Source organism: Actinoplanes sp. M2I2 (assembly GCF_023544445.1).
Taxonomy (GTDB): Bacteria; Actinomycetota; Actinomycetes; order Mycobacteriales; family Micromonosporaceae; genus Actinoplanes.
This window is the reverse complement of sequence record NZ_JALPVJ010000004.1, coordinates 407079-433288: the sequence shown is the minus strand read 5'-3', so window position 1 is coordinate 433288 and position 26210 is coordinate 407079. Positions and strand designations below refer to the sequence as shown.

At 69.3% G+C, this 26210-nt stretch carries 24 protein-coding genes; 13 read left to right on the top strand and 11 right to left on the bottom strand.

Annotation, left to right across the window (positions count from 1 at the left end; all coding sequences use genetic code 11):
• Positions 1-28: 28 nt before the first annotated feature.
• The 7 genes from trxA to HJC40_RS09940 form a co-directional block, all read right to left on the bottom strand.
• Entirely contained in the window at positions 29-355 is a 327-nt protein-coding gene (trxA, locus tag HJC40_RS09970) for a thioredoxin (RefSeq protein ID WP_250000560.1), read from the bottom strand.
• Between the two features lie 33 nt (positions 356-388).
• A complete protein-coding gene (trxB, locus tag HJC40_RS09965; protein ID WP_250000559.1) occupies positions 389-1348 on the bottom strand; it encodes a thioredoxin-disulfide reductase in 960 nt (319 codons plus the stop codon).
• A gap of 133 nt (positions 1349-1481) precedes the next feature.
• Positions 1482-2300, bottom strand: coding sequence for a hypothetical protein (locus HJC40_RS09960; protein ID WP_250000558.1), 819 nt, complete (start codon positions 2298-2300; stop codon positions 1482-1484).
• Positions 2297-3004 carry an RNA polymerase sigma factor SigM gene (sigM, locus tag HJC40_RS09955; protein WP_250000557.1) on the bottom strand — a complete coding sequence of 236 codons (708 nt, stop codon included), beginning with the start codon at positions 3002-3004 and terminating at the stop codon, positions 2297-2299. Before sigM ends, HJC40_RS09960 begins: the two co-directional genes overlap by 4 nt.
• Positions 3005-3066: 62 nt before the next feature.
• Complete coding sequence (locus HJC40_RS09950; RefSeq protein WP_250000556.1) at positions 3067-4590, bottom strand: protein kinase family protein; 1524 nt, start codon at positions 4588-4590, stop codon at positions 3067-3069.
• 305 nt (positions 4591-4895) lie between these two features.
• A complete protein-coding gene (gene murJ / locus HJC40_RS09945; protein WP_250000554.1) occupies positions 4896-6662 on the bottom strand; it encodes a murein biosynthesis integral membrane protein MurJ in 1767 nt (588 codons plus the stop codon).
• Positions 6663-6710: 48 nt separating this feature from the next.
• Entirely contained in the window at positions 6711-7589 is an 879-nt protein-coding gene (locus HJC40_RS09940) for a hypothetical protein (RefSeq protein WP_250000553.1), read from the bottom strand.
• Positions 7590-7691: 102 nt separating this feature from the next.
• Between HJC40_RS09940 and HJC40_RS09935 the strand changes: the two genes are divergently transcribed.
• The 3 genes from HJC40_RS09935 to HJC40_RS09925 are packed head-to-tail and all read left to right on the top strand — an operon-like array spanning position 7692 to position 10059.
• Positions 7692-9122, top strand: a complete 1431-nt coding sequence (locus HJC40_RS09935) for a CCA tRNA nucleotidyltransferase (RefSeq protein WP_250000552.1) — start codon at positions 7692-7694, stop codon at positions 9120-9122.
• Between the two features lie 38 nt (positions 9123-9160).
• Positions 9161-9580: a hypothetical protein gene (locus tag HJC40_RS09930; protein ID WP_250000551.1), complete on the top strand. Its 420-nt coding sequence runs from the start codon at positions 9161-9163 to the stop codon at positions 9578-9580.
• 20 nt (positions 9581-9600) lie between these two features.
• Positions 9601-10059, top strand: coding sequence for a methylated-DNA--[protein]-cysteine S-methyltransferase (locus tag HJC40_RS09925; RefSeq protein WP_250000550.1), 459 nt, complete (start codon positions 9601-9603; stop codon positions 10057-10059).
• 43 nt (positions 10060-10102) lie between these two features.
• On the opposite strand, the gene HJC40_RS09920 is transcribed toward HJC40_RS09925, so the two are convergent.
• The gene (locus tag HJC40_RS09920; protein ID WP_250000752.1) at positions 10103-11182 is read right to left on the bottom strand and encodes an inositol-3-phosphate synthase; all 1080 of its coding nucleotides are present in this window, start codon (positions 11180-11182) and stop codon (positions 10103-10105) included.
• A 20-nt stretch (positions 11183-11202) separates the two neighbouring features.
• A complete protein-coding gene (locus tag HJC40_RS09915) occupies positions 11203-11853 on the bottom strand; it encodes a PadR family transcriptional regulator (protein WP_250000751.1) in 651 nt (216 codons plus the stop codon).
• Between the two features lie 157 nt (positions 11854-12010).
• Here HJC40_RS09915 and HJC40_RS09910 point away from each other — a divergent pair, with 157 nt between their 5' ends.
• The 5 genes from HJC40_RS09910 (at position 12011) to HJC40_RS09890 (ending at position 19411) form a co-directional block, all read left to right on the top strand.
• On the top strand, positions 12011-12481 hold the full coding sequence (locus HJC40_RS09910; protein ID WP_250000549.1) for a DUF5318 domain-containing protein: 471 nt from the start codon (positions 12011-12013) through the stop codon (positions 12479-12481).
• 435 nt (positions 12482-12916) lie between these two features.
• Positions 12917-15508, top strand: a complete 2592-nt coding sequence (locus tag HJC40_RS09905; RefSeq protein ID WP_250000548.1) for a transglycosylase domain-containing protein — start codon at positions 12917-12919, stop codon at positions 15506-15508.
• Between the two features lie 99 nt (positions 15509-15607).
• Positions 15608-17140, top strand: a complete 1533-nt coding sequence (locus HJC40_RS09900; RefSeq protein WP_250000547.1) for a glycosyltransferase family 87 protein — start codon at positions 15608-15610, stop codon at positions 17138-17140.
• Between the two features lie 207 nt (positions 17141-17347).
• A complete protein-coding gene (locus tag HJC40_RS09895; protein ID WP_250000546.1) occupies positions 17348-18517 on the top strand; it encodes an MFS transporter in 1170 nt (389 codons plus the stop codon).
• Between the two features lie 291 nt (positions 18518-18808).
• Positions 18809-19411: a TetR family transcriptional regulator gene (locus HJC40_RS09890; RefSeq protein ID WP_250000545.1), complete on the top strand. Its 603-nt coding sequence runs from the start codon at positions 18809-18811 to the stop codon at positions 19409-19411.
• A gap of 343 nt (positions 19412-19754) precedes the next feature.
• Here HJC40_RS09890 and HJC40_RS09885 read toward each other — a convergent pair whose 3' ends face one another.
• Positions 19755-21731: a hypothetical protein gene (locus HJC40_RS09885; protein ID WP_250000544.1), complete on the bottom strand. Its 1977-nt coding sequence runs from the start codon at positions 21729-21731 to the stop codon at positions 19755-19757.
• Between the two features lie 499 nt (positions 21732-22230).
• Positions 22231-23007, bottom strand: a complete 777-nt coding sequence (locus tag HJC40_RS09880) for a deoxyribonuclease IV (RefSeq protein ID WP_250000543.1) — start codon at positions 23005-23007, stop codon at positions 22231-22233.
• Positions 23008-23136: 129 nt separating this feature from the next.
• On the opposite strand from HJC40_RS09880, the gene HJC40_RS09875 reads away from it, so the two are divergent.
• From HJC40_RS09875 to rplI, 5 genes are all read left to right on the top strand, one after another.
• The gene (locus tag HJC40_RS09875) at positions 23137-24141 is read left to right on the top strand and encodes a hypothetical protein (protein WP_250000542.1); all 1005 of its coding nucleotides are present in this window, start codon (positions 23137-23139) and stop codon (positions 24139-24141) included.
• Positions 24142-24521: 380 nt separating this feature from the next.
• Positions 24522-24812: a 30S ribosomal protein S6 gene (gene rpsF, locus HJC40_RS09870; protein ID WP_014448192.1), complete on the top strand. Its 291-nt coding sequence runs from the start codon at positions 24522-24524 to the stop codon at positions 24810-24812.
• Between the two features lie 66 nt (positions 24813-24878).
• Complete coding sequence (locus tag HJC40_RS09865; RefSeq protein ID WP_250000541.1) at positions 24879-25457, top strand: single-stranded DNA-binding protein; 579 nt, start codon at positions 24879-24881, stop codon at positions 25455-25457.
• Positions 25458-25505: 48 nt separating this feature from the next.
• Positions 25506-25745, top strand: a complete 240-nt coding sequence (gene rpsR / locus HJC40_RS09860; RefSeq protein WP_007073789.1) for a 30S ribosomal protein S18 — start codon at positions 25506-25508, stop codon at positions 25743-25745.
• Between the two features lie 14 nt (positions 25746-25759).
• Complete coding sequence (gene rplI / locus HJC40_RS09855) at positions 25760-26209, top strand: 50S ribosomal protein L9 (protein WP_250000540.1); 450 nt, start codon at positions 25760-25762, stop codon at positions 26207-26209.
• Position 26210: the final 1 nt, after the last annotated feature.

The following is a 26210-nucleotide window of genomic DNA, read 5'->3' as shown; positions in this document are numbered from 1 at the left end:
AAGGGGGCGCGGGGCGTCGTTCGATGGATCAGATGGCGGACTCGATGAAGTTGACGAGGGCACTCTTGGGCTTGGCGCCGGTCACGGAACTGACCGCCTCGCCGCCCTTGAAGATGGTGAGGGTCGGCACCGACATCACCCGGTAGGCGCGCGTGGTCTCCGGGTTCTCGTCGATGTTGACCTGGACGATCTCGACCTTGTCGCCCATCTCCTTGGCGATCTCGGCCAGCAGCGGGTCGACCTTCTTGCAGGGCGCGCACCACTCCGCCCAGAAGTCGACCAGCACCGGCTTGTCCGACTGCAGCACGTCACTCACGAACGTGGCGTCGGTGACCGCCTTACCTGCGATTCCCACTAGACCCTCCTGGTCTGACAGCGACTTACGGTTCTACAGCTCGACGAATGAGGCGATGAACCGCTCGGCGTCCAGCGCCGCGGCACAGCCGGTGCCGGCGGCGGTGATGGCCTGCCGGTAGGTGTGGTCGACCAGGTCACCGGCGGCGAACACGCCGGGGACCTTGGTGCGCGTGCTCGGCGCGTCGACCTTCACGTAGCCCTCGTCGTCCAGCTCGACCTGGCCCTTGAAGAGGTCGCTGCGCGGGTCGTGCCCGATCGCCACGAAGACGCCGGTCACGTCGAGGGTCTTCTCCTCGCCGGTCTGGATGTTCTTGAGCCGGGCGCCGGAGACCTTGCCGTCGTGGCCGATGATCTCCTCGACCACCGAGTTCCACTCGACCTTGATCTTCGGGTTGTTCAGCGCCCGCAGCTGCATGACCTTGCTGGCCCGGAACGAGTCGCGGCGGTGCACGATCGTGACCGACTCGGCGAACCGGGTGAGGAAGGTCGCCTCCTCCATCGCGGAGTCGCCGCCGCCCACCACCACGATGTGGTGGTTGCGGAAGAAGAAGCCGTCACAGGTGGCACAGGACGAGACGCCGTGGCCGAGCAGCTCCTGCTCGCCGGGGACACCCAGGGGGCGCCACGCGGAGCCGGTGGAGAGGATCACGGCGCGAGCGAAGTATTCCTTCTCACCGACCCACACGGTCTTGAGGCCCTCGGTGCCGGCCTCGGTGGGCTTGTCGCCCAGCTCGACGCGGGTGACGTCATCGGTGAGGAACTCGGCGCCGAACCGCTCGGCCTGCGCGCGCATGTTGTCCATCAGCTCGGGGCCCATGATGCCCTCGCGGAAGCCCGGGAAGTTCTCCACATCGGTGGTGGTCATCAGGGCGCCGCCGGACTGGACGCCTTCGATCACGAGCGGCTTGAGGTTCGCCCGGGCCGCGTAGAGCGCCGCGGTGTATCCGGACGGTCCCGAACCGATGATGATCAGATTACGGACCTCGTCCACTGCCGACTCCTCAGTCTGCTCTTCGCCGGTATATCCGATCGGCGACACTGCACGCTAGAACGCCATGCTAGGCGCAGACCATTCCCGCACACGCGGCCGTGGCCGACCTCACGCGGGTGGTCTGGGGTGTCGTTCAGCGTACCGTCACTTTGTCGAGCGCGTCGGCGCCGGCCGCAGGCGTGCCACAGTCGGCGCCGGCCGCCCAGACCCAGTTGCCGTTGTCCGCCGTGAACCGGACGATCAGCGCAGCAACACCATCGAACCGGGCGTAATCCACCGTCTGTACCGCGATGGCGCTGCCCGCGTTCTCGCGCTGGATGGCCTCGAGGCACGCCTGCAGCGCGGCCGGATCGGCGAGCCGGGCGAGCGCCGGGTCGTTGACGGCCGTGCGCTGTTCCTGCGCGTCGGACTCGCCGAAGCCCGGTGCCTTGCCGCTCGCGGCGAGGGGCTGGGGTGGCTCCCCGGCGAGGGTGGCGCGGGTGTAATCGGCGCCGGTGGACAGGATGGCCGGGCCCTCGGCCGCCAGCGTGCCGGCGGCTGTGCTCGCGGCGTCCTCCGTCTGGGGCGCGCCTCGCCCGGAGAGATAGTCAGCACCGAAACCGACGAAGGCGATGAAACCGGCGGCGATCGCGATCGGCGTGACCCAGCGACGACGACGGCCCGTCGGTCTCTCGGCTGCGGCATCACCCTTGACCAGGGTCAACGCCGGCGCGCTGAACATGCCGTCGAGCCGGGCGGCGAGCTCGGCCGGCATCGGCTCGGGCTCGATGCGTCCCAGCTCGGCGCGGATCGCCGCGACGCCGCCCCCGAGCGACTCGTAGGCCGCACGCCAGGCCGGATCGTCGGCGATCAACGTGGCCACCACGGACTCGTCCGGCGTGCCCTCGAGGGCGCCGCCGATGTAGTCCGCCAGCAGGTCGATGTCGACCCCACTGAAATCGGCCCCGGTCACCTCTGGTCCCTCCCGTCGTGCCGCCCGGGTCGTGGCTGCGCCGCGCCCGGTCCGGATGGGACGGCCTCGGGGGCGTCCTGGTTCCCGGCCGGGGCGTGACCGCGGTCTCTCCCCCGCAGCTCGCCGAGGGCCAGCGCCATGCGGGCGCGCCCGCGGGCGCATCGGCTCTTGATCGTGCCGACCGCCACCTCGAGGATCTCGGCCGCCTCGGCGACCGGATAGCCCTGGATGTCGACCAGCACGATCGCGGCCCGCTGATCGGCCGGCAGGTCGGCCAGCGCCTGCCGCACGACCAGCGCGGTCTCGTGATCGGTGGCCGGCGCGGCCGGCTCCACACCGGACGGCCGGTCGTCGGAGCGGCTGCCGTCGGGCAGTGGCACGGTCGGATGGGCCTGGCGGCGGCGGATCCGGTCGAGGGAGGCGTTGACCACGATGCGGTGCAGCCAGGTGGTGACGGCCGAGTCACCTCGGAAGCGGGCGGCGTTGCGATGCGCCGAGAGCAGCGCGTCCTGCACCGCGTCGGCCGCCTCCTCACGGTCGCCGATCGTGCGCAGGGCGACGGCCCAGAGGCGGTCACGGTGACGGCGGACCAGCTCACCGAACGCGTCGCGGTCGCCGTCGACGTGGGCGCGCAGGAGATCGGCGTCGCTCGGCCCGGCGCTGCCGGTGCCGGGCGCCCCGCTCGGGCCGTCCCCGGTATTCACGCTGACACGCTAACGAATAACTCGCGCCGGTGAGGGACGCGCTCGTCCGACCCGCGCCCGGATCAGTATCCGGTGACCTCGATCTTCTCGACGTCGACCTGGTAGCGGCCGTCATCACCCTTGGGCAGCTCGGTCAGGAAGACCAGAACGTACTGATACTGCTGATTGGGGTCGAACCCGGAGAACACCTCGCGGGTGCCCTCGGTCTTCTCGGTGTCGCCGTCACCCAGCTTCTTGTACGTGTCGACGATCTTCTTGTCGCCGGCCGAACTGTTGCCGTAGTCGGACGGGCCGGTGCGGATGTCCATCGCCACGTCGGGGCTGGACGTCTCGACGGTCACCTCGGAGAGCCGGCGCGGGGTGCCCAGGTTGATCAGCACCCCCATGCCCTTCTTGAGGTTACCGAAGTTGGCCTGGTTGAAGTGCTCGGTGCTCCACACCGTCTCGGGATCGTCGTCGACGGTGTATTTCGCCTCGTTGGACTGCTGCCGGTCACCCTCCGGAGGGTCGACCATCCGAACCATCTTGGCCGTCAGCGGGATCTTCTTCGGCGCCGGGGCGGGAGTCTGCTCGTCGGTCGGGTCGGCTGCGGCGCCCACGTCGGCCTGGGTGGTGGTCGTCGGCTGAGGGTCGCTCGAGCTGCTGATCGCGCGGATGCCGAAGACCAGGCCGATGACCGCGATGACGACCAGGGCCGCGACCCCGATGATGATTTTGGAGGTGCTGCGGGCCGGCTCGGTCGCGGCGCTCTGGGCGAACCGCAGCGGGCCGGCGTCCTCGTAGTCGTCCTCGGTCGCGTCGAGCCGGTCGAGCTCGGCGGCGAGCGCGTCGGCCTCCGGTGCGGCGACCCGGGTGTCGAGCAGGTCCATCGTCAGGTCGTCGAGATACGCCGGGACGCCGGCACGGATCTGCCGGGGCGCGGCCGGATTGCCGCTCGCGTCCCTGTTCGCGTCGGGCAGCGCGGAGTGGTTGACCTCGGTGTGGGGCCAGTGGCCGGTCAGGGCGAAATAGATGATGCCGCCGACCGCGCGGATGTCGCTTTCGACCGAGTCGGCCGAATCGGCCCGCGCGTCGGCCAGGACGACCCGGCCGTCGTCGCCGATCAGCGTCGTGCCGGGGTGCACGTTGCCGTGCACCATGCCGGTGGCGTGCACCGCGGCCAGGGCGTCGGCGATCGAGTGGGCGATGGCGGTGGCCCGGGCCGGGTCGAGCGGCCCGTCGGTGGCGACCAGCTCGCGCAACGACTCGCCGTCGACCCACTCACGCACCACGTAGGACCGGGAGCCCTCGTCGATCGCGTCGTAGACGCCGACCAGGTTGGGGTGTATCACGCGGCTCGCGTCGACCGCGGCCTGCAGCATCTCGGCGGCCGGTTCGCCACCGGGGTAGCGCAGCACGACGGCGACCGGGCGGCGGAGGATGACGTCGATGCCGCGCCAGACCTGGCGGCCGGCGCTGTCGTCGTTGACGTGTTCCTCGAGCTGATAGCGCTCGGCCAGGATCTCACCGACGGCGGGTGCACCGAAGGTCATGACCGGTCCGTCCGCATCGGCCGCGGTCTCGTGGCCTTCGCCGACCTGGGTCACCAGTCCTCCTCGGTGCTCCACGCACGGTTCGCCGTGCTGGGTGCAGATGCTGCGCTGCTGCAGGTGTTGCTGCCGTGCCTGATCCGGGTAAGTGCTTGATCCCTGGGTAAGTGCTTGGTCCCCCGGGTACATGCTCGAACCGGATGCCGTGCTGAAACGTGAATGGCGACGTGCCAAGAGCACATGCCGACACCGACCATACCCGCCCGGGGCCATCCCGCGGCAGGTCGTCCCCCCGGCGCGGCAAGCCCGGCCGCCTCGCACCGTAGCGCCGCGGTGACCTCCGGTGCCGGTGAAACAGCTGGTCAGCGACCGAGTTTGCGGCGCACCATCCCGATCACCTGACTGATCTCGGAGACCCGCAGAGCGAGAGCCGCGGCCAGGTAGACCACCAGGATCACGGATCCACCGGCGAGAAGCTGCAGAGCTGCCTCGCCGCGGCCCGACGGGGCTCCGGCGCCGGGCAGCAGATGCACGACCAGGAGACCGAGCGCGGCGGCGAGCGCGGCCGCCACGAGCACCTTGATCATCGACACCACCACCGAGCCGAGGTTGAGCCGGCCGATCTGGCGGCGCAGCACGGCCAGCGAGATCAACGCCGAGACCGCGTACGAGATCGCGTTGGCGGCGGTCATGCCGGCCGCCGACAGCGAGGCCCTGAGCACCTCGGCCAGCACGAAGTAGGCCGCGATGCGGACCGCGACGACCGGCACATTGATCAGAGCGGCGGTCCGGTTGCCCTGCAAAGAGTAAAAGGTGTAGGTGCACAGATAGCTGATCGACAACGGGATCACCGCGAACGCGGCCACCACCAGCACCGTGCCGGTGGCCAGCGCGTCACCGTTGTCGAACGCGCCGCCCTGGAAGAGCATGACCGCGATCGGCGCGCCCAGCACGCCGTAGACGACTGAGATCGGGGCGAGCGCGACGGTGACCAGCCGGATGGCCCGGCTCAGGTCGGCGCTCACCTCGGCGTACCGGCCCTCGGCGGCGGCCGCGCTCATCTTGGGCAGCAGCGCGGTCATCACCGAGACGCCGATGATGCCGTGCGCCATGACCACCAGCAGGAAGACGTTGTTGAAGGCGAGCACGCTGGCGCTGTCCTTGCCGGCGACCCGGTTGAGGATGCGGACCACGACGAAGACGGCGATCTGGTTGGCCGCCACGTAGCAGAGCATCCAGCCGGCCAGGCGGCCGATCTCGCCGAGGCCCAGCGAGCGCGGATTCCAGCGCCATTTCCAGGTGAAGCCCACCTTGCGCAGCGCCGGCAGCAGGCCGAGCGCCTGCGCCACCATGCCGAGCAGCATGCCGCCGCCCATCACGGCGATCTGCGCGCCTGACACGTCCTCGGGCTGGAGGGCCTTGTTGGTGCCGAAGGAGACGATGAAGACACCGCAGGCGGCGATCACCACCAGGCTGTTGAGGATCGGGGCCCAGGTCGGTGCGGCGAAGTGACCCCGGGTGTTCAGCACCGCGCCGATCATCGCGGAGAGCCCGGTGAAGAAGATGATCGGGAGAATCCAGTACGCGAAGTTGGTGACCAGCGCGCGGTAGGCGGTGGTGTTGTCGTCGCTGGCCTGGATCCAGGTGATCGCCGGAGCAGCGATCACCACCAGCACGGTAGCGATGCCGAGTGACACCACGGCGAAGGTGAGCAGCTTGCGGGTGAATTCCAGTCCGCCGTCGGCGTCGGTCTTGCGCCGGCGCACCAGAAGCGGCACGAGCACGCTGCTCAGGATGCCGCCGAGCAGCAGCTCGTAGATCTGGCCGGGCAGGAACTGCGCGCTGGTGAACGCGCTACCGATGTACGGGCCGAGAGTGATGCCGATCAGCGCGTTGCGGACGAAGCCGATGATCCGGCTGACGAAGCTGGCGACCGCCATCATCGCGCTCGTGCCGACCGTGCTCTGCCCCTCGGACGCCGGCACCTGCTCGGGTGGGAGGGACTGACCCTCGGAGGCCGAGACGCCGGGAACCTGCTCGTCCACCGAGATCACGGTGACGCCGTCCTCCGGCCTCGATGGCTCACCGTCGGGCGCGGCGTGCGCGCTGCGGTAAAGACCGCCGTTCACCGAACCTCCCGAGCGTCGTGCGGAACTTCAGCCACCATAGAGGGCTCGTTACAGACTGTGCCGCAGGAGCGTGCCCGGTTCGGCGCCGGCCAGCGTCTCCACCATCCAGCAGGCCTCGGCGGGCACCAGCGGCTCACTCAGCGCGTCGAGCACCGTCGGATGATCGCAGCCGGCCTCGGTGAGCGCACCGAGCAGGGCCGGAATGGGCCGAAGATCACGAGTGTCCAGGATGTGCCGAGCGATCGGGCGGGTCTCCGCATACCAGCGCTCGCCGGCCACCGCCTCGAGGTGCGCGGTCGCCCGGCGTACGAGATCGGCCAGCAACTCACGCGGGAAGCGCGAACCGCCGCGGACGTCCTGCAGGGCTCGCTCGGGCTGGCTGAGCTGGGCGATCGACGCCTCGTCGAGCACCTGGGGGGACGGCGTGGCCGGAGCCGGCCACCAGTTCGCGCCCGTGAAGAGCGGCAGAGGGGCCTGTTCGGGGCCGGCGGGCTCGGCCGGTGGGACGTCACGGCGCAGCGACCGGTACGCCGCCTCCCGCATCGCGGCGACCGCGGGCTCGTCGTCGTCGGGCGTCGCCGGCGCGAAGGGCGACAGCAGGGCCACGACCAGCCCCGGATGGGGCAGCGTGGGATCTTCCCAGGCGATCACCCGGGCGCAGAGGTCGAGCTCCCACCACCGCAGAGCGGCTGGAGCCGGACCGCCGGGCGGCGCCCAGGCGAGCGGGATCGGCTCGCTCGAGGCCGGCCCGCGCAGACCGAGCGTGCGCTCCCCGGTGGCCGGGTCGAGATCGAGCACGAGCGCGTAGCCACCGGTGACCGGGAAGGTCACCCGCAGCTCGGGAGATTGATCGTCACTGGTCACGCCGTCGCCGGCCCAGAATTGCGGATCCTCGGCCAGGCGGAGCAGCGCCTCGGGAACGGGCACCCGCCCATCCTGCCCGCTGTCCTGCCCCACTGCCACGGCGGCCGTCCCACCCCGCCACCCGCCACCCGAAAGCTGACGGAGGGCCGATACCCTGGTGGTCCCATGTCTGTGTTGACTAGCGCCCAGCAGAACGCGGTCGCCGAGCTGCTGCGGGTCTCCCCTGTCGCCGATGAGCTGGGGCGCCGATTCGGCGCCGCCGGCCATGAGTTGCACCTGGTCGGCGGTTCGGTGCGCGACGCGCTGCTCGGCCGGCTGGGCGACGACCTCGACTTCTGCACCGATGCCCGCCCCGAGCAGACCCTCGACATCGTGCGGAACTGGGCCGATGCGATCTGGGAGACCGGTCGCGAGTTCGGCACCATCGGCCTGCAGAAGGACGGTCTGCGGCTCGAGATCACCACCTTCCGGGCCGAGGCGTACGACGGTGTGACCCGCAATCCCGTGGTCGAGTACGGCACCTCGTTGCTGGACGACCTGGAGCGCCGCGACTTCACGATCAACGCGATGGCGGTGTCGCTGCCCGGCCACGTCTTCACCGACCCGTACGGGGGACTGGACGACCTCGCCGCTCAGCTCATCCGCACGCCGGCCGCGCCGGCCCAGTCGTTCGGCGATGATCCACTTCGGATGCTGCGGGCCGCGCGCTTCGCGGCCAAGCTCCGGTTCACTGTGGATCAAAAGGTCATCTCGGCCATGCGGGACATGGCCGCCGATCTGGAACGAATCACCGCGGAGCGGATCCGGGACGAGTTCACCAAGCTGCTGTGCGGGGCCGACCCCATCGCCGGCCTGCGCCTGCTGGTCGACACCGGACTGGCCGACCACTTCATCCCCGAGATCTCCGGGCTCAAGCTCGAGATCGACGAGCACGCCCAGCACAAGGACGTGTACGAGCACACGCTGATCGTCGTGCAGAACGCGATGCGGCTCGAGGGCGACGAGGGCCCCGACTTCGTGCTCCGGATGGCTGCCCTGCTGCACGACATCGGCAAGCCGGCGACGAAGGCGGTCGGGCGGGACGGGCGCGTCAGCTTCCACCACCACGAGGTGGTCGGGGCCCGGATGACCAAGCAGCGCATGAAGGCGATGAAGTACCCCAAGGACGTCACCTCCGAGGTGGTCGAGCTGGTCGGCCTGCATCTGCGCTTCTACGGGTACGGCCGGGGCGAGTGGACCGACTCGGCGGTGCGCCGCTACGTGACCGACGCCGGGCCGCTGCTCGACCGGTTGCACAAACTGACCCGCTCGGACGTGACGACCCGCAACAAGCGCAAGGCGGCCAACCTGGCCGCCGACTACGACGCGCTCGAGGAGCGGATCGCCCGGCTGGCCGCCGAGGAGGATCTGGCCCGGGTCCGCCCCGATCTGGACGGCAACGCGATCATGGAACTGCTCGGCGTACCGCCCGGCCCGGTCGTGGGTCAGGCCTGGCGCTTCCTCAAGGAGCTGCGCCTCGACCGGGGCCCGCTGGACCGGGACGAGGCCGAGGCCGAGCTGTACAAGTGGGCCCGCGACAACGGGCACCTCTCCTGACCGGTCTGCCGGTGGCGCGCCGCCGTTAGGGTCGCCGCGTGGGAATGCTCGTCGAACTCCCGTGGCCGGCCTGGATTCTGCCGGTCGCGCTCGTCGTGACGTGGATCGTGCTGTGGTCGTTCGGCAGCCGGCGCGCACGCCTGGCCTTCGCCGCTCTGTCGATCGTCGGAGTGGTCGCGACCTGCGCCCTCGGCATGTACATGCTGACTTACGACGGGGAGCAGGTCGGCACGACTTACCTGCAGCAGGGTGGTGACGACGGCAGCTTCGTGGCCCGGAGCCTGGACTCCATCTCGAACGCGACCGCGCTGGTCGGGGTCAACTCGGTGCTGGGCCTGATCGTCAACCTCCCGCTGGCCACCATCACCGCCCTCGTCGACCTGGCCCGGTCGAGGCCGCCGGCGACTCCGGACCCGCGAAGCGAGAAAGACGCGGACGAGCTTCAGGACTTGTCATAGCCCAGGAGCAGAATCGGGGCATGTTCTTCGTCGACTCCCCCATCGGGCCCCTGGGTGTGGCCGTCTCGGGTGACACCGTCGTGGGGGTGCGGTTCGGGGCGCTTCCGGGGCCGCCCGGCTCGCATGCGGCCGTCTCGCAACTCGAGTCCTACTTCGCCGGCGAGCTCACCGATTTCACCGTGCCGGTCGAGATGCCGGGCGGGTCCGCGTTCGAGCGGGCCGTCTGGGGCGAGATCGCCAAGATTCCGTACGGGGAGATGGTGACCTACGGCGCGATCGCGACCGCCCTGGGTGACCCGGGGGCGGCCCGGGCGGTCGGCACGGCCTGCAACCACAACCCGGTGCCGGTGATCGTGCCCTGTCACCGGGTCGTCGGCGCCGGCGGCAAGATGGTCGGCTTCGGGGGCGGGCTCGACCGCAAGCGCAAGCTGCTGGAGCTCGAGGCGGGCGTGGCGCTCACCCGCAGCTGGTTCTCATGACGAAGGGCCGGGCCTCTCGGCCCGGCCCTTTCGATCAGGTGGTTCAGCGCTCGATGTCGCCGCGGATGAACGCCTCGACGGACTCCTTGGCGTCGTGGTCGTTGTACTGCACCGGCGGGGACTTCATGAAGTACGACGAGGCCGACAGGATCGGGCCGCCGACACCGCGGTCCTTGGCGATCTTGGCGGCGCGGACGGCGTCGATGATCACACCGGCCGAGTTCGGCGAGTCCCACACCTCGAGCTTGAGCTCGGCCATCAGCGGGGTGTCGCCGAACGAGCGGCCCTCGAGCCGGATGTAGGCCCACTTGCGGTCGTCGAGCCACGGCACGTGGTCCGACGGGCCGATGTGCACGTCGCTCTTGATCATCTCGTGCGGGATCTGCGAGGTCACCGACTGGGTTTTCGAGATCTTCTTCGAGACCAGGCGGTTGCGCTCCAGCATGTTCATGAAGTCCATGTTGCCGCCGAAGTTGAGCTGGTACGTACGCAGCAGCTCGACGCCGCGGTCCTCGAACAGCTTGGCCAGGGCACGGTGCACGATCGTCGCGCCGACCTGGCTCTTGATGTCGTCCCCGACGATCGGCAGACCGGCGTCGGCGAACTTCTGGGCCCACTCCGGGTTGGAGGCGATGAAGACCGGCAGCGCGTTGACGAAGCCGCAGCCCGCGTCGATCGCGGCCTGGGCGTAGAACTTGTCGGCCTGCTCGGAGCCCACCGGGAGGTAGGACACGACCACGTCGACCTCAGCGTCGCGCAGCGCCTGCACGACGTCGACCGCCTCGGCCGCCGACTCCTCGATGATCTCGCGGTAGTAGGTGCCCAGACCGTCGAAGGTCGGCCCCCGCTGGACGGTGACGCCGGTCGGCGGCACGTCGGTCAGCTTGATGGTGTTGTTCTCGCTGGCGACGATCGCCTCGCTCAGGTCCATGCCGACCTTCTTGGCGTCCACATCGAACGCCGCGACGAACTTCACGTCGGATACGTGGTAGTCGCCGAAGGTCACGTGCATGAGACCCGGGACGCGGTCGTTGGGGTCGGCGTTCTTGTAATACTCCACGCCCTGTACGAGGGACGAGGCGCAGTTACCCACACCGACGATGGCGACGCGGACGGAGCCCATCGCGTTTGCCTCCTTGTTCATCACGGCCGGTCCTGTTGTGGACGCGGGGTTTCGGGGGATGCATCCTCAGCCGCTCGCTCTCGTGGCTGCTCAGCGGCGGGGATGTCGAGCGTCCCGGCGGATCCTGCCGGGGCCCGGCCGGAGCGCTCGTTGGTGATGAGCTCCTCCAGCCAGCGGACCTCGCGCTCACAGGCGTCGAGCCCGTGGCGCTGCAATTCGAGCGTGTAGGCGTCGAGACGGCCGGCGGCGCGGGAGAGCACGTCGCGCAGACCCTCTCGCCGCTCCTCGATGCGCCGGCGGCGGCCCTCCAGGATGCGCAGCCGGGTGGCGCGGTCGGTCCGGGAGAAGAACGCGAAGTGAACACCGAAGCCGGCGTCGTCGTACGTCTCGGGGCCGGCCTGGGCGAGCAGGTCCGCGAACCGCTCCTTGCCATCGGCAGTGATCTTGTAAACAACGCGGCCCCGTTTGCTGGTCATCGGGGGGATCATCGACGGATCGGACTCGGTTTCGGTGATCCAGCCGGCCGTCTGCAGTCGCTTGAGCGTCGGGTAGAGGGTGCCGTAGCTGATCGCGGCGCGGAACGTGCCCAGCTTGGTCACGAGCTCCTTGCGCAGCTCGTAGCCGTGCATCGGGGTCTCCTGCAGGAGGCCGAGAATCGCCAGTTCCAGCACCGGCCACCTCCTCGTCTGCCCCGATGTATCGGCCCGATACATCGCAACCGTAGATCCGTTGCCACAAGTGCGCAAGCTGTTCATGAAGGAGCTACGCGTCCGCCACGCTGTGTGATGACTGTCGCCCCTCGCCGTTGGACCGCGTACTCTCTTCGCCATGCGAACGCAGCGGCAGGTGGTCGACTACTCGCTACAGAAGCGAGCAGTGCTGCGCGACGTGCACAACGGCAAGATCGGCACGCTCGAGGTCTGTGATGCCTCGCCCTACCTCAAAAGCGCTGCTCGATTCCATGGCGAGCCGACTGAGGACCGGTGCCCGATCTGCCGTCGAGACAACCTGACCCTCGTTCACTACATCTACGGCGACGAGCTCAAGCAGTCCGCCGGGCAGGCTCGCAAGCTTTCCGAGCTTCCCGTCCTGGCGATGACACTGCGTGAGTTCCAGGTGTTCGTCGTGGAGGTGTGCCAGTCCTGCGCGTGGAATCACCTGGCCGAGCAATACCTGCTCGGACGGGACGCGCTCACCGCCGACGAACTCGATCAGGTCGAGGCGATCGCCGCCTCGGCCGCCGCGGGCCGCCACCGCGAAACCGGGTTGTCGTCACACGGATGGGACGCCCGCCGATGACGCGGATCGATCTCGCTACCGTTGACACGACCCCGACCGGCTCGCGCATCCAGCGCCACAGCCGGTCATTCAGGACATCCGTCAGGGCGGCTGCCGGTACGCAGCCCAAATCGTCCGCGCGCGTCGTCACAGGCGAAGGCCCCTCCAGGGTCGTCCCTGCGCACGTCACCGCGACCGAGGTGTGACCGCATGAACTCGTACGGCGAACCGCAGTCCTCGCGTGCCCGGGCCCGTGTGCCCGGGTCCTCGAGCTCCGCGCCTGACGACCAGTCCTCTTCTCCTCCTTCGGCATCGGCCCGGCCGGCGCCGGATGCGTACCGCCGCGGGGCCGGTGGTCGCGCCTCCGTCGGCTCAACTCCGGCCGGACCGGCTCCGGCCGGCCGTGCCTCGGTCGGCAGCGCGTCCGTGGGCAGCGCGTCCGTGGGCAGCGCATCCGTGGGCAGCGCCTCTGTGGGCAGCGCGTCCCCGGGACCGGCCGTCCCCGGGCGTGCCTCCGTCGGGTCGGCCCGCGTCGGTGCGCGCGCCTCGGTCGGCGCCGCCGCCCCGGTGCGGGGCACGGGGACTGTCGCCCGTGCGGCCGTACGCCCCGGGCCCTCGGTCCTCGGCCCGGACGACGAGGGAAGCATCGGCGGTGGCCGGTCGGTCGGCGGCAAGGACAAGTCCAAGGCGGCCAAGCGCCGCCGCCGCACCAACATCCTGACCGCCGCGGCGGCCGTGCTGGTCATCCTGCTCGGGGCCGGTGTGGTCGGCGGCACCTACTTCTTCGACGATGTCGACCTGCCCTCGCCGGTCACCGAGGACCAGTCGAACGTGATCCTCGACACCAAGGGCTCGGTCCTGGCGAAGCTCGGCGACCAGAACCGCACGGTCGTTCCCGAGGCTCAGATCAACAAGGTCGTCGAGCACGCCGTGGCCGCCGCCGAGGACAAGAACTTCTACAAGCACCACGGCATCGACATGAAGGGCATCGTCCGCGCCGCGTGGAACAACTTCACCGGCGGCGATCAGCAGGGCGCGTCGACGATCACCCAGCAGTACGCCCGGCACGCCGCGGACCTCAAGGAGATCAGCTACAACCGCAAGATCCGTGAGGCCGTGATCGCCCGCAAGATGGAGTCCAAGTACAACAAAGACCAGATCATGGGCATGTACCTGAACTACATCTACCTGGGCAAGGGCCGGTACGGCATCCAGGCCGCGGCGCAGGGCTACTTCGGCAAGTCGGTCACCACGCCGGCCGGGCAGAAGAACGCCGTCACGCCGTACGAGGCCGCTGTTCTGGCCTCGATCATCAAGCAGCCGGAGCCCACGGCGACGCACAAGGGATACGACCCGACCATCAACCCCGTCGACGCGAAAGCGCGGTGGGAGTACACGATGAAGAACATGCTGGAGATGGGCTGGATCTCTCAGCAGGTCTACGACAAGCGCGTCTACCCCCAGGTCAAGAAGTCGACGAACTCGTCCGCCAAGAGCACCGACGGCAAGCCGGTCGGCATGATCATGCGGCACGTGCGGGCCGAGCTGGCCGAGATGGGCATCAGCCAGCAGGAGTTCGACAAGGGCGGTCTGACCGTCACGACGACGATCGACCCGGCGGTGCAGAAGGCGGCCGAGGAGGCGGGCTCGCGCAAGAGCGAGAGCTCCCCGATGAACGGCAAGCCGGCGTCGTACCAGGCGGCGGTGATCGGCATCGACCCGAAGACCGGACGCGTGCTCGGTTACTACGGCGGCGACGATCCGACCGGCATCGACTACGGCGGTTACATGCGTAGTGACACGCTGAAGATCGACGGTGGCCAGTCACCCGGCTCGACGTTCAAGATCTACACGTTGGCCGCCGCGCTGAAGGAGGACATCTCCTTCAAGACGCGCTGGGACGGCACCAAGCTGCGCCGGAACGGCACGAAGATCAGCAACGCGGGCGCCGACCCCGGAGCTGTCTGTAAGGGCAAGATCAAGTTCTGTGACCTGGAGACGGCGACGGTCAAGTCGTACAACTTCCCGTTCTACTGGATCGCGGACGCCATCGGCCGCGACAAGGTCATCGCGGCCGCCCGTGACGCCGGCGTCAGCCACATGTTCACCGACGACGGCAAGCTGGTCGATCTGACCAAGACCGACAAGGACGTCTGGGAGAAGAAGGGGTACTTCGACAACGAGGTCGCCTTCGGCCAGTACCGTGTCGTCCCCCTCGAGCACGCCGAGGGCGTCGCGACGATCGTCGGCAACGGCGTCCACCACGACGCGCACTTCATCAAGTCGGTGAGCCGGGTCGACCCCGAGACCGGCCGGAAGAAGCTGGTGGGCAAGGAGAACGTCGCCGGTAAGCCGGTCTTCAACGCCGAGCAGATGTCGAACCTTCAGTCGGTGATGAAGGAGATCGTCGAGGTCGACGACCGCGACCTGCGCGGCGGCCAGGAGGGCATCGCCAAGTCCGGCACCTGGGAGTTCAAGGAGGGCAGCGGTGACACCTGGTTCGTCGGTGGCATGCCGCAGCTCGCCGCGACGGTCTGGGTCGGCGGCGCCAAGAACAAGGTCGAGCTCAAGGAGTCCAACGGCCGCGACATGTTCGGCGCCGGCACGCCGTCGAAGATCTGGAAGAAGTTCCTCGACGCCGTGATCAAGGCGAAGGACCTGGAGCGCGAGGACTTCCCGGAACGCGTCGAGACCGGCAACCCGGACAGCCCCTACGCCAATGGCCAGGCGCCCCCGGTCGAGAAGCCGCAGGACAACGGCGGTGACTGCGTGCTCGGCTTCATCGGGCCCGACTGCAACCAGAACAACGGTGGCGGCAACGGGAACGGCGACAACGGCAACGGCGACAACAACGGCGGTGGCAACAACAACGGCGGCGGGGACAACAACGGCGGTGATGCCGGCGGCGGCAACAACGACGGCGGCGGTGGCAACAACGACGGTGACGACGGCGGGGACGACAACGGCGGCGGTGACAACGACGGCGGCGGAACCCCCGAGCAGTTGCCCACGCAACCGACCCTCACGCCACAGGACGCCGGCGACTAGGTCGCAGTCCGGCGCGCATCCCTCGGGGGTGCGCGCCGGTTCGTTTTGGGCGTAGGTCGTTCCCGGTCCCCGGTACGAAGTACGGCATGATGCCATGACATGAGCACGCAACCGTCCGAGGACCTCGACCGCCCCGACAAGCCGAGCGCGACGGCGACGTCGGACGGTTTCGTGCGCGGCCTGTCCGAGGCGATCGGCGGGCCGCTCGGCTCGCACGCGGTGCGGTCCGACGTCAGGCGGGGTCGCTTCTGGACGGCGTCGCGGATCATCATGGCGCTGACCTGCCTGACGCTCGCCTTCTCGTGGGTGCAGAAATCGCCCTGCCAGAGCGGCGACTGGCAGCAAAACGTCCAGTACACGCGGTTCTGCTACACCGACGTGCTCGCGCTGTACTACGCGGAACACCTCAACGAGGGCGCGGTCCCGTACAAGGACTGGCCGGTGGAATACCCGGTGGTCACCGGCTACTTCATGGGGGCGCTCGGGCTGCCGGTGCACGCCTACGGCGAGTCCCACCCCGAGATCAACCAGGGCACGTGGTTCTACAACATCAACGCGATCGTGCTCTCCGCGCTGGCCGTGGCGACCGCGGCGGTGATCCTGGCGTTGCGCCGGCGTCGACCCTGGGACGCCGCGATCTTCGCGGTCTCGCCGATCATCTTCTTCACCGCGACGGTCAACTGGGACTTCTTGGCGATCGGGCTGGCCGCGGCCGGGCTTTACCTATGGGCCAAGAAGCATCCGGCCTGGGCGGGTGTCTTCCTGGGGCTGGGCGGGGCGGCCAAACTGTGGCCGCTGTTCATCCTCGGCCCGTTGCTGGTGCTGGCCTTGCGGTCCAAGGCGATGCGCTCCTGGGGGGCCGCGATGGCCACCGCGGCGGTGAGCTGGGCGGTCGCCAACTTCCCGGTCTTCTACTGGTACCACGAAAGCTGGCTGCGCTTCTTCCGGCTGAACAGTGAACGGCCGATCGACTGGGGAACGTTCTGGTACATCGGGCGCTACTTCGACGGCAAGTGGAACTCGGGATCCACGGGCGACCAGGGCCCATTCCAATGGCTGAGTGACCATGTGCCGACGCTCAACCTGGTCTCGTACGCGTTGTTCGGCCTGGCCTGCGCGGCGATCGGCCTGCTGGCTTGGCTGGCGCCGCGCCGGCCAAGGGTGGCCCAGCTCGCCTTCCTCGTCGTGGCGGCGTTCCTGATCACCAGCAAGGTGTGGTCACAGCAGTACGTGCTCTGGTTGCTGCCGCTGATCGTGCTGGCCCGCCCCCGCTGGGGAGCGATCATCGCCTGGACGGTCGCCGAGTTCGCTTACTTCACAGCGTTCTACGCCGAGCTGATGGGCGCCGGCGGCAAGCCGGTGATCCCCGAGGGCACGTTCGTGCTGGCCTCGAGCCTGCGCCTGATCACGGTCGCGGTGCTGTGCGGCCTCGTGGTCCGCGAGATCTGGAAGCCCGAGCTCGACGCGGTCCGCCAGAACTACAGCGACGACCCGGACGGCGGCCCGCTCAACGGCGCTGACGCCCCGTGGATCGGCCGCCTGCGCCGCACATTCCGCGTGGACCGCTCCCCGGCTCCGCCCGCGCCCCTCGATCCGCCACCGCCCGCGGACCAGGTCGCGGCCAACGCCTGACCGCCGGGCCGGTCCCCCGGCGCGTCCGCGAGCGCGGCCGACCGGAACCCAACGTCGCTAGATGCGGCTTGTCACGCAGCTCATAGGTTCCGCACGCCATCGCTTGACCGGAGAGGAGTAATTTATTACTGACTAGTCAGAAAGAAGGGGCGCATGACTTCCGACTCGACCCGGCGGTGGGGGCCATCCCTCGCCGTCCTCGCCACGGTGACCGCCGTCGCCGTCAGTACGATCTATCTCCCCCAACCGCTGCTGACCGACTTCATCAGTCAGCTCGGCGCCTCGACGGCGGGCGCCAGTTCGATCGCTACAGCGGTGCAACTCGGCTACGCGCTCGGCATCTTTCTGTTCGTACCGCTCGCCGACCATTTCCAGCCGCGCTCGCAGATCACCCTTCAGATGGCATTGCTTGCCGCGGGACTCGTCACGACGGCCGCTCTCCCGGCAACGGGCTCGGTCGCAGCAGGCTTCTTTGTCGTGGGGCTGGTGGCCAACATCGCTCAGCTGATCATTCCCACCGCGGCCAAGCTGGCGCCGGCCGACGCCAAGCATTCGACCACCTCGGTTCTGGTCGGATCCCTGCTCATCGGGATCTTCGGTGGTCGCATCGTGGCCGGCCTGCTCGGCGCGCTCATCGGCTGGCGCGGCGTCCTGCTGCTCTTCGCGCTGTTCGTCGTGCTGTGCCTGCCGCTGATCCGGCGGGTCATCCCGAACGACCTGCCCGTCGCCGACCGCATCGCCTACCACCGGATCCTGCTGTCGACGGTGCGTCGGCTCGGTACCAGCCGGGTCCTGCTCGAGAGCGCGATCATGCAGTTCTTCGGGTTCGCGGCGTTCAACGCGGTCTGGACCGTGATGGTGCTGCACCTGACCGGCCCATCGGTGCATTGGAGCGTCGCCGCCGCCGGCTTGTTCGGGCTGGTGGGCATAGCTGCCGGCGTGGTGACGCTGGTCGCCGCACGAGCGGTCCAGCGTTGGGGAAGCCGGCGGGCGGTGACCACCGCGATCGTCGTGCTGATCGCTGCTCTGTCGAGCGCTACGGTCGACAACCGGCTGATCTGGCTTTTCGCCCCATCGGTGTTCCTGCTCACCTGGGCCAACCAGGTCCTGCAGTCCGCGAATCAGAGTCGCGTGCTGCTGGCGAACCCGGGAAGCGCGGCGCAGGCGAACACCATGTTCATGACCGCGGTGTTCCTCGGTGGCTCGCTCGGCGCAGCCCTGGGCTCGATCGCCTTCGACCGAGATGGGATGACCGGCGTCGGCGAGATCGGTGTCGTCCTGGCCGCCCTCGCCGGCGTGGTGTGGCTGACGTCGTCCTTGTGGGACCGACGCGCCGCGGGCCGCGGCCCGTCGATGTCCGTCAGCCCGGTGGTATGAGCGCCCGTCCGACCGTGCTCGCGGATACCGCGAGCGTGGTCGCCGACCCAACGGAGCAATGCACGTGGTGGTTCTGGTAGCTGTGGTGGCCTCTGGTGCGAGCGCGCTGGCAAGCCTGGCGGGACACTGGACGGGGCGATACCGCGCCGCTGCGTGAACCGTCGTCATCGTGCTGTCCCCGTTCGGCGGCTCCACGGCCTGGTTCTGCGCCGGGCGCGGATACGAAAGCGGGCGGCCGCCCAGGGACCGACTCCTGTCACGGGCAGTCCAGCATTCTCGGGAAGGTGAGGCATGGCCAAGTACGACAGGGCGGAGACCACGGCGCGGATCTTCCGGGCCGCCACAGCCGAGTTCGCGACCTACGGGATCGCGGGTGCTCGGGTCGACCGGATCGCGGCTAACGCGGACAGCAGCAAAGCGCTGATCTACTCCTACTTCGGAGACAAGGAGACGCTGTTCGCGGCCGTTCTGCGGGCACGGATGACGCAGCTGGCGGAAGCCGTCGTCCTCCGTCCGGAAAGCGTCGAGACATTCGTGGGCGACCTGTTCGACTTCATGACAGCGAACCCGGACGTCTTGCGGCTGGTGTCGCAGGAGGCCCTGCACTTCGCCCCCGATGCGGCTCCGGACTTCGCGGAACGGCGCGACCACTACGCGAGCAAGACCAGTGCGGTCGTCGAGGCGCAGTCCGCGGGGCTGGTCGACGGGTCACTTGCACCCTCGTTCGTCGTCCTGTCGATGATGGCCCTGGTGAGCTGGTTCGTCGCCGCACCGCAGATCACCCGCATGGTGCTCGACGAGGAAATCACTCCCGAGCTCCGCGCCCGATACCGCGCACACCTGATCGAGCTCGCGCGCCGACTCATCCGAGTGGACCGAGCGCCATCCGACTGATCGGTCGCTCAGGTGATCCGCTTGCAAGTTCCTCATGTGGCCACCCATGCGCAGCCGGGGGCCGACGACCCTGGGCCGCACTCAAGTAGTGCGTCACCTTGAGCCGCACTGGATCTGGTACATGTCGGCAATCGCCCTTGGTGCGGCAGGCCGACGCAACGGGGTCGACGCAGCGCATGGTTGCCATGGCGGGCCCGGTTATCGGGGCGGCTGTTCTTCATGGCGTGGACGGTAGTTCCGCCGTCCGACAATTCTCGGTCGCGGCGGGGCTCTCCTGTGGACAACCGCGAATTGTGGACAACGAAACGATCATGCCGGTCTCGGGGCAGGATGGCTGCACCGCTCAGCGGAGGTGGAAGACGACGGCGTCGTCCAAGTCTTCGCGGCGGATGCCCAGGGCGTCCACAGGGATGTCACCGGCCCGCTCCCATGGCGTGCCGGCCGCCGGGGCGCGGAGCAGGAGGACACGGTCAATGTTCAGGGAGCGCAGATATTCGATGCTGGCGGCGTCGGGGAACGACTGGACGCGGCCGCGCAACTCGGCCTGGCGCGCCGCGGCGAACCCACCCGCGCCGTTGGCCATCGGCTGGAAGCGGGTGGTCGACCACAACATGATGGTCTGGTCGGTCAGGGCGGCCGTGGGCAGCACCACCATGGGACCGCTGACAGTGCGCATCGCGGTGGGCTGGGCCGGAGCCACCGGGTGCGCGGTGGCGTTCCAGCCCTCGGCCAGCACCAGCAGCAGCGGCACGAAGGTGGCCAGCCGCAACCAGGGGCCGGGCCAGGGCGGGATGCGGTGTTCGGCGAGGTGCTCGGCACGCCGGACGAACTCGGCCACGGCGCCCGCGGCGAGGATGGCCAGCAGCAGCGTGGCCCAGATCATGAGGCGGCCGGGGATGCGCAGACCCAACGAGCCGGGGAGGTGGCCGAACAGGGGCAGGTAGGTCCAGCGACCCTCGTAGAAGTTGGTGCCCAGGGTGAGGACGATCGTGACGGCCAGGGCGGCCAGCAGGAGGAGGCGCTGGCGCAGCGTCCAGATCGAGAAGGCCAGACCGGCCAGGGCGAGGGCGTAGAGCACGAAGCCGGGAAGCAGACCCATCTCGGCCGGCCAGCCGAGCGAGGAGCGCGGCACCTCGTGCGCGCCGCCCCAGATGCGGGACTCGGCCGGACCGATCAGCAGGCTGCGCAGCGGCGGTGAGAAGAAGGCGATCTCGGTGCCGGCCGCGCCGGAGTCGGGGACGCGGAAATACGGGATGGCGATCAGGGCGCTGACCCCGGCCAGGATCAGCGGGCCGATCGTGTCGACGAGCAGCAGACGCCAGCCGAGAACCGGGCGCTCGGCCGGGCGGCGGAAGCGGCGGAGCGGCACCCCGAAGGCGATCACGAGCACCAGGAGGCCCAGCACGTAGAGGAAGGGGACACCCAGCGATAAGCCGAGACTGACCTGCCAGATCGCGATAAGCCAACCAGCCGCTGCCCACCCGGCGTTGCGGCGCTCCGGGTGCAGGCCGCGACGCAGTGACCAGCCATGCCCCCGGGCCAGCATCGCCAGCGTGAGGGGGATGCCCCCGGCCGAGATGATGTCGAGGTGGCCTTCCTGCGCGAGGCGCCAGGGCGCGTACGCGAAGGCGACGGCGGCCACCGCGGCGCCCGTGCGGCCGGCGCCGAGCTGCCGGACGAGGGCGTAGCCACCGATGGCGAGCAGAGCGTGGGCCAGTACGAAGAGGAGGTTGTAGCGGAGCGTCGCGGCCAGTGGCCCTTCGCCGACCATGCCGAAGGGCGCGTAGCCGAGCAGTCCGTTGCCGAACGCGAAGCTGTCGGCCAACGGGTAGAAGGCGTTGGACTGCCACAGGCGGGTCGGATCGGTCAGCAGGATGTGGCCGACCCAGGCGACCTGCCAGGCCTGGCGGGACGGGTCCCAGATGTCCTGCGGGAGCGTGTGCAGCGGGTAGCGCAGCGTGGGCCAGGTGAGAGCGACGGCCAGCAGGATGCCGGCGTAGACGACCAGGGCGTACTCGTGGATCAGCGAGCGGGCGAAGCGGCGGGTGGAGCGGCGGAACCAGCCCGGTGGCCGTTCGGTGGTGGCGGCGAAGGCCGTCCACGGATCGGGCGGCGTGCCGGGGGGTCGCTCGGTCGGCAGGGGGTCGGCGGGTTTCGCCGTCTTCTGTGGATTGATCGCGGGCAGGTCGGTCTTGGTCTGCGTCGCCGCTGCGCCTTGGGGGACCGCCTGTCCCGACGAATCGCCCGGTGCCGACTGAGGCTTGACCAGGGGCGATGCCGACGCCGCGCCTTCTTGCGCCGATGGCCCGGCCTGCGCCATTGGCCCGGCCTGCGCCGTGCTCTCTTGCGCCGGTGGGCCGGCCTGCCCGGTGCTCTCTTGAGCCGGTGGGCCGGCCTGCGCCGGGATGGTGGGTGGCGTTCCGCCGCTCGGCCCGGCGGCGGGCCGGTCGGGATGTGGGACGGACGACCTGCGGAAGAGGCCGCGCAGCCAACCGCGTCGTCGCTGAGCCTTGTCGACGAAAGCCGCTGGGACTGCCGGCGTTGCGCCGCCCGAGCCGGCCGGCGCGGGGCTGGTGGAGCTTGGGGGCGTGGTGCTGCCAGGCGTGGGGCTGGTGGAGCTTGCGGGCGTGGTGCTGCCCGGTGCGGAGCTTGCGGAGCTTGCGGGCGTGGTGCCGGCGGGCTCGGAGCTCGGGGCGGGATCGCCTGTGGAGGTTGGGCCCGGGGCGGCTGGGCGTAGGGCGTCGGCGGACCGTGGAGCCGGCGGGGCGGGAGGCTGCCTCGGCTGCTCGGTGGTCATGACTCTCTTCCCGTGCGGCGTGTCACCGGGCCGTCCGCTCCCGTAGGAGAGTGATGTCGGCCGTCTGTCCTTCGGCGCCGCCCGGCGTCTCGACGACGGCCGGCGCGCCGGCGGCCCGGATGGCGGCCACGATCAATTCCGGGTCGATCTTGCCATTGCCGAGGTTGTCGTGCCTGTCCTGGCCGGAGTCGAAGCCGCCCTTGGAGTCGTTGGCGTGGATCAGGTCGATCCGCCCGGTGATCGCCTTGACCCGGTCGACGACGCCGACCAAGTCTTCGCCCCCGGCGAACGCGTGGCACGTGTCCAGGCAGAAGCCGGCGCCGAACGAGCCCACCGCGTCCCACAGCCGGGCCAGGTCGTCGAACCGGCGGGCGCACGCGTTGTCGCCGCCGGCCGTGTTCTCGATCAGGATGGGCAGGGGCAGACCGCCGTCGGATTCCGCGTACTCGAAGGCCTTGCGCCAGTTCTCGAAGCCGGCGGCGATGTCGGCGCCCTTGCCGACGTGGCCGCCGTGCACGATCAGCCCTTTCGCCCCCAGCTCGGCCGCGGCCTGCGCATGGGCCATGAGCAGCTTGCGGCTCGGGATGCGGATGCGGTTGTTGGGAGAGGCGACATTCACGATGTAGGGCGCATGGATGTAGACGTCCACCTCGGACTCCCGCAACGCCGCCGCGTCCTCGCGCGGTTTGGGCGATTTGTAGCCCTGCGGGTCGGTGAGGAAGAACTGCACCGCCTCGGCCCCGCGGGCGATGGCCTCGTCGAGGGGTGCGGCGGGATCGACATGGGCTCCGATGCGCATGGGATGAGACTACGACGCGCGTCCGACAGTTTCCGCCGCGCGTCACCGCGCCTTGCCGGGTCTCGTTAGCTCCATTGATCACGTTTGACCGATACCGGCTCACGGCCGGGGCGAAGTGGGAGATGGTGCATGTCTCGGCAGGTCCGACAGCGAGTGACGGCGATCGTGCTGGGCGGTCTCATCTTCGGCGCGCCCATGCTGGCGATCGGTTCGGCCAGCGCGGATCCGATTCCCCAGGGCACCCGCGCGGTGACCTTCTCCGGGAGCGGGATGTTCGGCCTCTCGTGCGATTCGCGCCCGAGTGTGGAGTCGATGACCGTACCGGCGGAAAGCACGATCCGGGTGGTGAACGAGACCGGCTACGCCGCGCGGCTGCTGCTCGGCGGCAACAGCAAGGGCACGCTTGCCGACAACTCGTCGACCGAGGTGGTCTTCCGGCGCGGCACGACGGCGGTGGTGCTCAAGCCCAAGTGCGCCATCGATGACGATGCGAGTCCCGTTCTGGTCACTGCTTCACCGGCCGCTTCCGTGGACGACCAGTTCGACCCCGGTCCGGCGCCCACCGCGACCGACGCGACGCCGATGTCGCTCCCGCCGGCCGATCCCGACGACTCGTCGGCCAGGTCTTCGGCCAGGTCGTCCGCCGGATCGTCGGCTCCGGACGCCGCCTCGCCGGCCGAGCGTCCCACCCGTGTCAGGTCCGCGACCCGGGACGACACGCGTCGGCAGCCCGACCGGCGTCCTCACGATGCCCGGACGACCGCCCCGACCGCCTCCGCCCTGCCCCACGCGACCGCCGCCCGTCCGACGGTCACGACCAAGGCCGTCCCCGGTACGTCGGCCGGCGCCGCCCCCGCCTTCGCCGGTATGCCGCCCGGCGACTCCCGCGCGCTTCTCTCCGGCGTACCCACCCTGGCCGTCGACCCGGTGACGATCGACGCCGAGCCGACCACTCCGGCCGGGGCTCCCACGCAGATCGCCGCGGCGGAGCCGGTGGCGACGCTGGAGCCGATGCGCGAGGACGGACCGCTGGGTCTGCTCGCGTTGACCGCCTCGGTATGTGTGGTGGGAGTAACAGTTGCCGCTATTCGGGCATTCGTGTCGCAACGTGCAAACCGGGCAGAGATCGCATAAACTTTCGCCACAAGCTCCGCGGGGCGGCCGCGTCCAACCTCATCGGTGTGGTCGTTCCTCCCCAGGTCCCACCCAACGAATGCGGATCGGGCGCCCCGCGGCTCTACCAGGCAGGACCTCGCCGACCAGGCGGGGTCCTCCTTTTTGGCCGCGAGACGGTCACGGGTATGCTTGCTCGGTTCGCAGTCTGGCTGCCGTGGGCCCAGTCCCACGGTTCCTTGGTGAATGGGCTCGTTTGCTGAGTCGTCGACGGGTCCACCCGTCGACGTCGGTTCAGCGTCGACATCACTTCAGCACGGATTCGGCTCAGCTGTGAGCGACACAAGACCTCCTGCCGCGGAGAGACCGTGGCCGTCAAGCCCACAGGAGGTGAGACCGTCTTGCGTCATTACGAACTCATGGTGATCCTCGACCCCTCGCTCGAGGAGCGCACCGTTGCGCCGTCGCTCGATCAGTACCTGAACGTCATCAGGACCGCGGGTGGTTCGGTGGAAAAGCTCGACGTCTGGGGCCGTCGCCGGCTCTCGTTCGAGATCAACAAGAAGGCCGAGGGCATCTACGCGGTCGTCGACCTGCAGGCGACGCCTGAGGCCGTGGCCGAGCTGGACCGTCAGCTCCGGCTGAACGAGTCCATCCTCCGTACCAAGGTCATCCGGCCCGAGACCCGCTGAGCCTCGTTTTTGTCAGGGGGTTCTGAGAGCCTCCAACGGAACGAGTGAAGCGGCGAGGAGAAGATCATGGCAGGAGAAACCACCATCACGGTCGTCGGCAATCTGACCGACGACCCCGAGCTGCGCTTCACCCCCTCGGGTGCGGCGGTTGCCAAGTTCCGCATCGCTTCGACGCCGCGGACCTTGGACCGGCAGTCGGGCGAGTGGAAAGACGGCGAGCCACTCTTCCTCGCGTGCAACATCTGGCGTGACGCCGCCGAGCACGTCGCCGAGTCGCTGCAACGCGGCTCACGGGTGATCGTGCAGGGCCGGTTGCGCCAGCGGTCCTACGAGACCCGCGAGGGCGAGAAGCGCACCGTCTACGAGCTCGAGGTCGACGAGATCGGCCCGTCGCTGCGCTACGCCACGGCAAAGGTGCAGCGCATGAACCGCTCCGGCGGTGGTTCCGGCGGTGGTTCCGGTGGCGGCTTCGGCGCCACCGGTGGTGGTAACCGGCAGCCCAGCGGTGGCGGCGGAGCGAGCAACAACAACTTCGACGACCCGTGGGCGACGGCGGCTCCGGCCTCGAGCGGCAGCGGCCGCTCCGGCGGTGCCGGCTCCGGCGGTGGCAGCAACTCCTCGTTCGACGACGAGCCTCCCTTCTAGCCCGCTGGTCCACCCAGTAAGGGCTTACCGAGTTCAGGAGTAAGAGCAATGGCTAAGGCTGCGGCGCTTCGCAAGCCGAAGAAGAAGGTGAACCCGCTCGACAAGGACGGGATCACCTACATCGATTACAAGGACACCGCCCTGCTGCGGAAGTTCATCTCCGACCGGGGCAAGATCCGTGCCCGCCGTGTCACCGGGGTGACCTCGCAGCAGCAGCGGCAGATCGCTCGCGCGGTCAAGAACGCCCGTGAGATGGCGCTTCTGCCGTACACGGCGACGGCGCGCTGAGGGGGATCACCAACATGAAGATCATCCTCACCCAGGAGGTGTCGGGCCTCGGCACCCCCGGCGACGTCATCGAGGTCAAGAACGGTTACGGCCGTAACTACCTGCTCCCGCAGGGTTTCGCGATCCTGTGGACCAAGGGCGCGGAGAAGCAGGTCTCGGTCATCAAGCGGGCCCGCGAGGCGCGCGAGATCCGTGACCTGGGCCAGGCCAACGAGGTCAAGGGCCAGCTGTCCGGCCTCAAGGTGACGCTGACCGCGCGCTCCGGCACCGGTGGCCGGCTGTTCGGCTCGATCACCCCGGCCGAGATCGTCGACGCGGTCAAGGCCGCCGGCGGTCCGTCGCTGGACCGGCGGCGCCTCGAGCTGCCGAACCACATCAAGACCACGGGCGCTTACAACGTCCAGGTCAAGCTCCACCCCGAGGTGACCGCGACGTTCCCGGTGAACGTCGTCGCCGCCAAGTAAG

Bases quoted from the DNA above. Each gene is read 5' to 3' on its own strand.
- HJC40_RS09935 (WP_250000552.1), top strand. From the start codon at position 7,692: ATGTCTGTGTTGACTAGCGCCCAGCAGAACGCGGTCGCCGAGCTGCTG.
- HJC40_RS09925 (WP_250000550.1), top strand. From the start codon at position 9,601: ATGTTCTTCGTCGACTCCCCCATCGGGCCCCTGGGTGTGGCCGTCTCG.
- HJC40_RS09920 (WP_250000752.1), bottom strand. From the start codon at position 11,182: ATGGGCTCCGTCCGCGTCGCCATCGTCGGTGTGGGTAACTGCGCCTCG.
- HJC40_RS09910 (WP_250000549.1), top strand. From the start codon at position 12,011: ATGCGAACGCAGCGGCAGGTGGTCGACTACTCGCTACAGAAGCGAGCA.
- HJC40_RS09900 (WP_250000547.1), top strand. From the start codon at position 15,608: ATGAGCACGCAACCGTCCGAGGACCTCGACCGCCCCGACAAGCCGAGC.
- HJC40_RS09890 (WP_250000545.1), top strand. From the start codon at position 18,809: ATGGCCAAGTACGACAGGGCGGAGACCACGGCGCGGATCTTCCGGGCC.
- HJC40_RS09885 (WP_250000544.1), bottom strand. From the start codon at position 21,731: ATGGCGCAGGCCGGGCCATCGGCGCAAGAAGGCGCGGCGTCGGCATCG.
- HJC40_RS09880 (WP_250000543.1), bottom strand. From the start codon at position 23,007: ATGCGCATCGGAGCCCATGTCGATCCCGCCGCACCCCTCGACGAGGCC.
- HJC40_RS09875 (WP_250000542.1), top strand. From the start codon at position 23,137: ATGTCTCGGCAGGTCCGACAGCGAGTGACGGCGATCGTGCTGGGCGGT.
- HJC40_RS09865 (WP_250000541.1), top strand. From the start codon at position 24,879: ATGGCAGGAGAAACCACCATCACGGTCGTCGGCAATCTGACCGACGAC.
- rpsR (WP_007073789.1), top strand. From the start codon at position 25,506: ATGGCTAAGGCTGCGGCGCTTCGCAAGCCGAAGAAGAAGGTGAACCCG.
- rplI (WP_250000540.1), top strand. From the start codon at position 25,760: ATGAAGATCATCCTCACCCAGGAGGTGTCGGGCCTCGGCACCCCCGGC.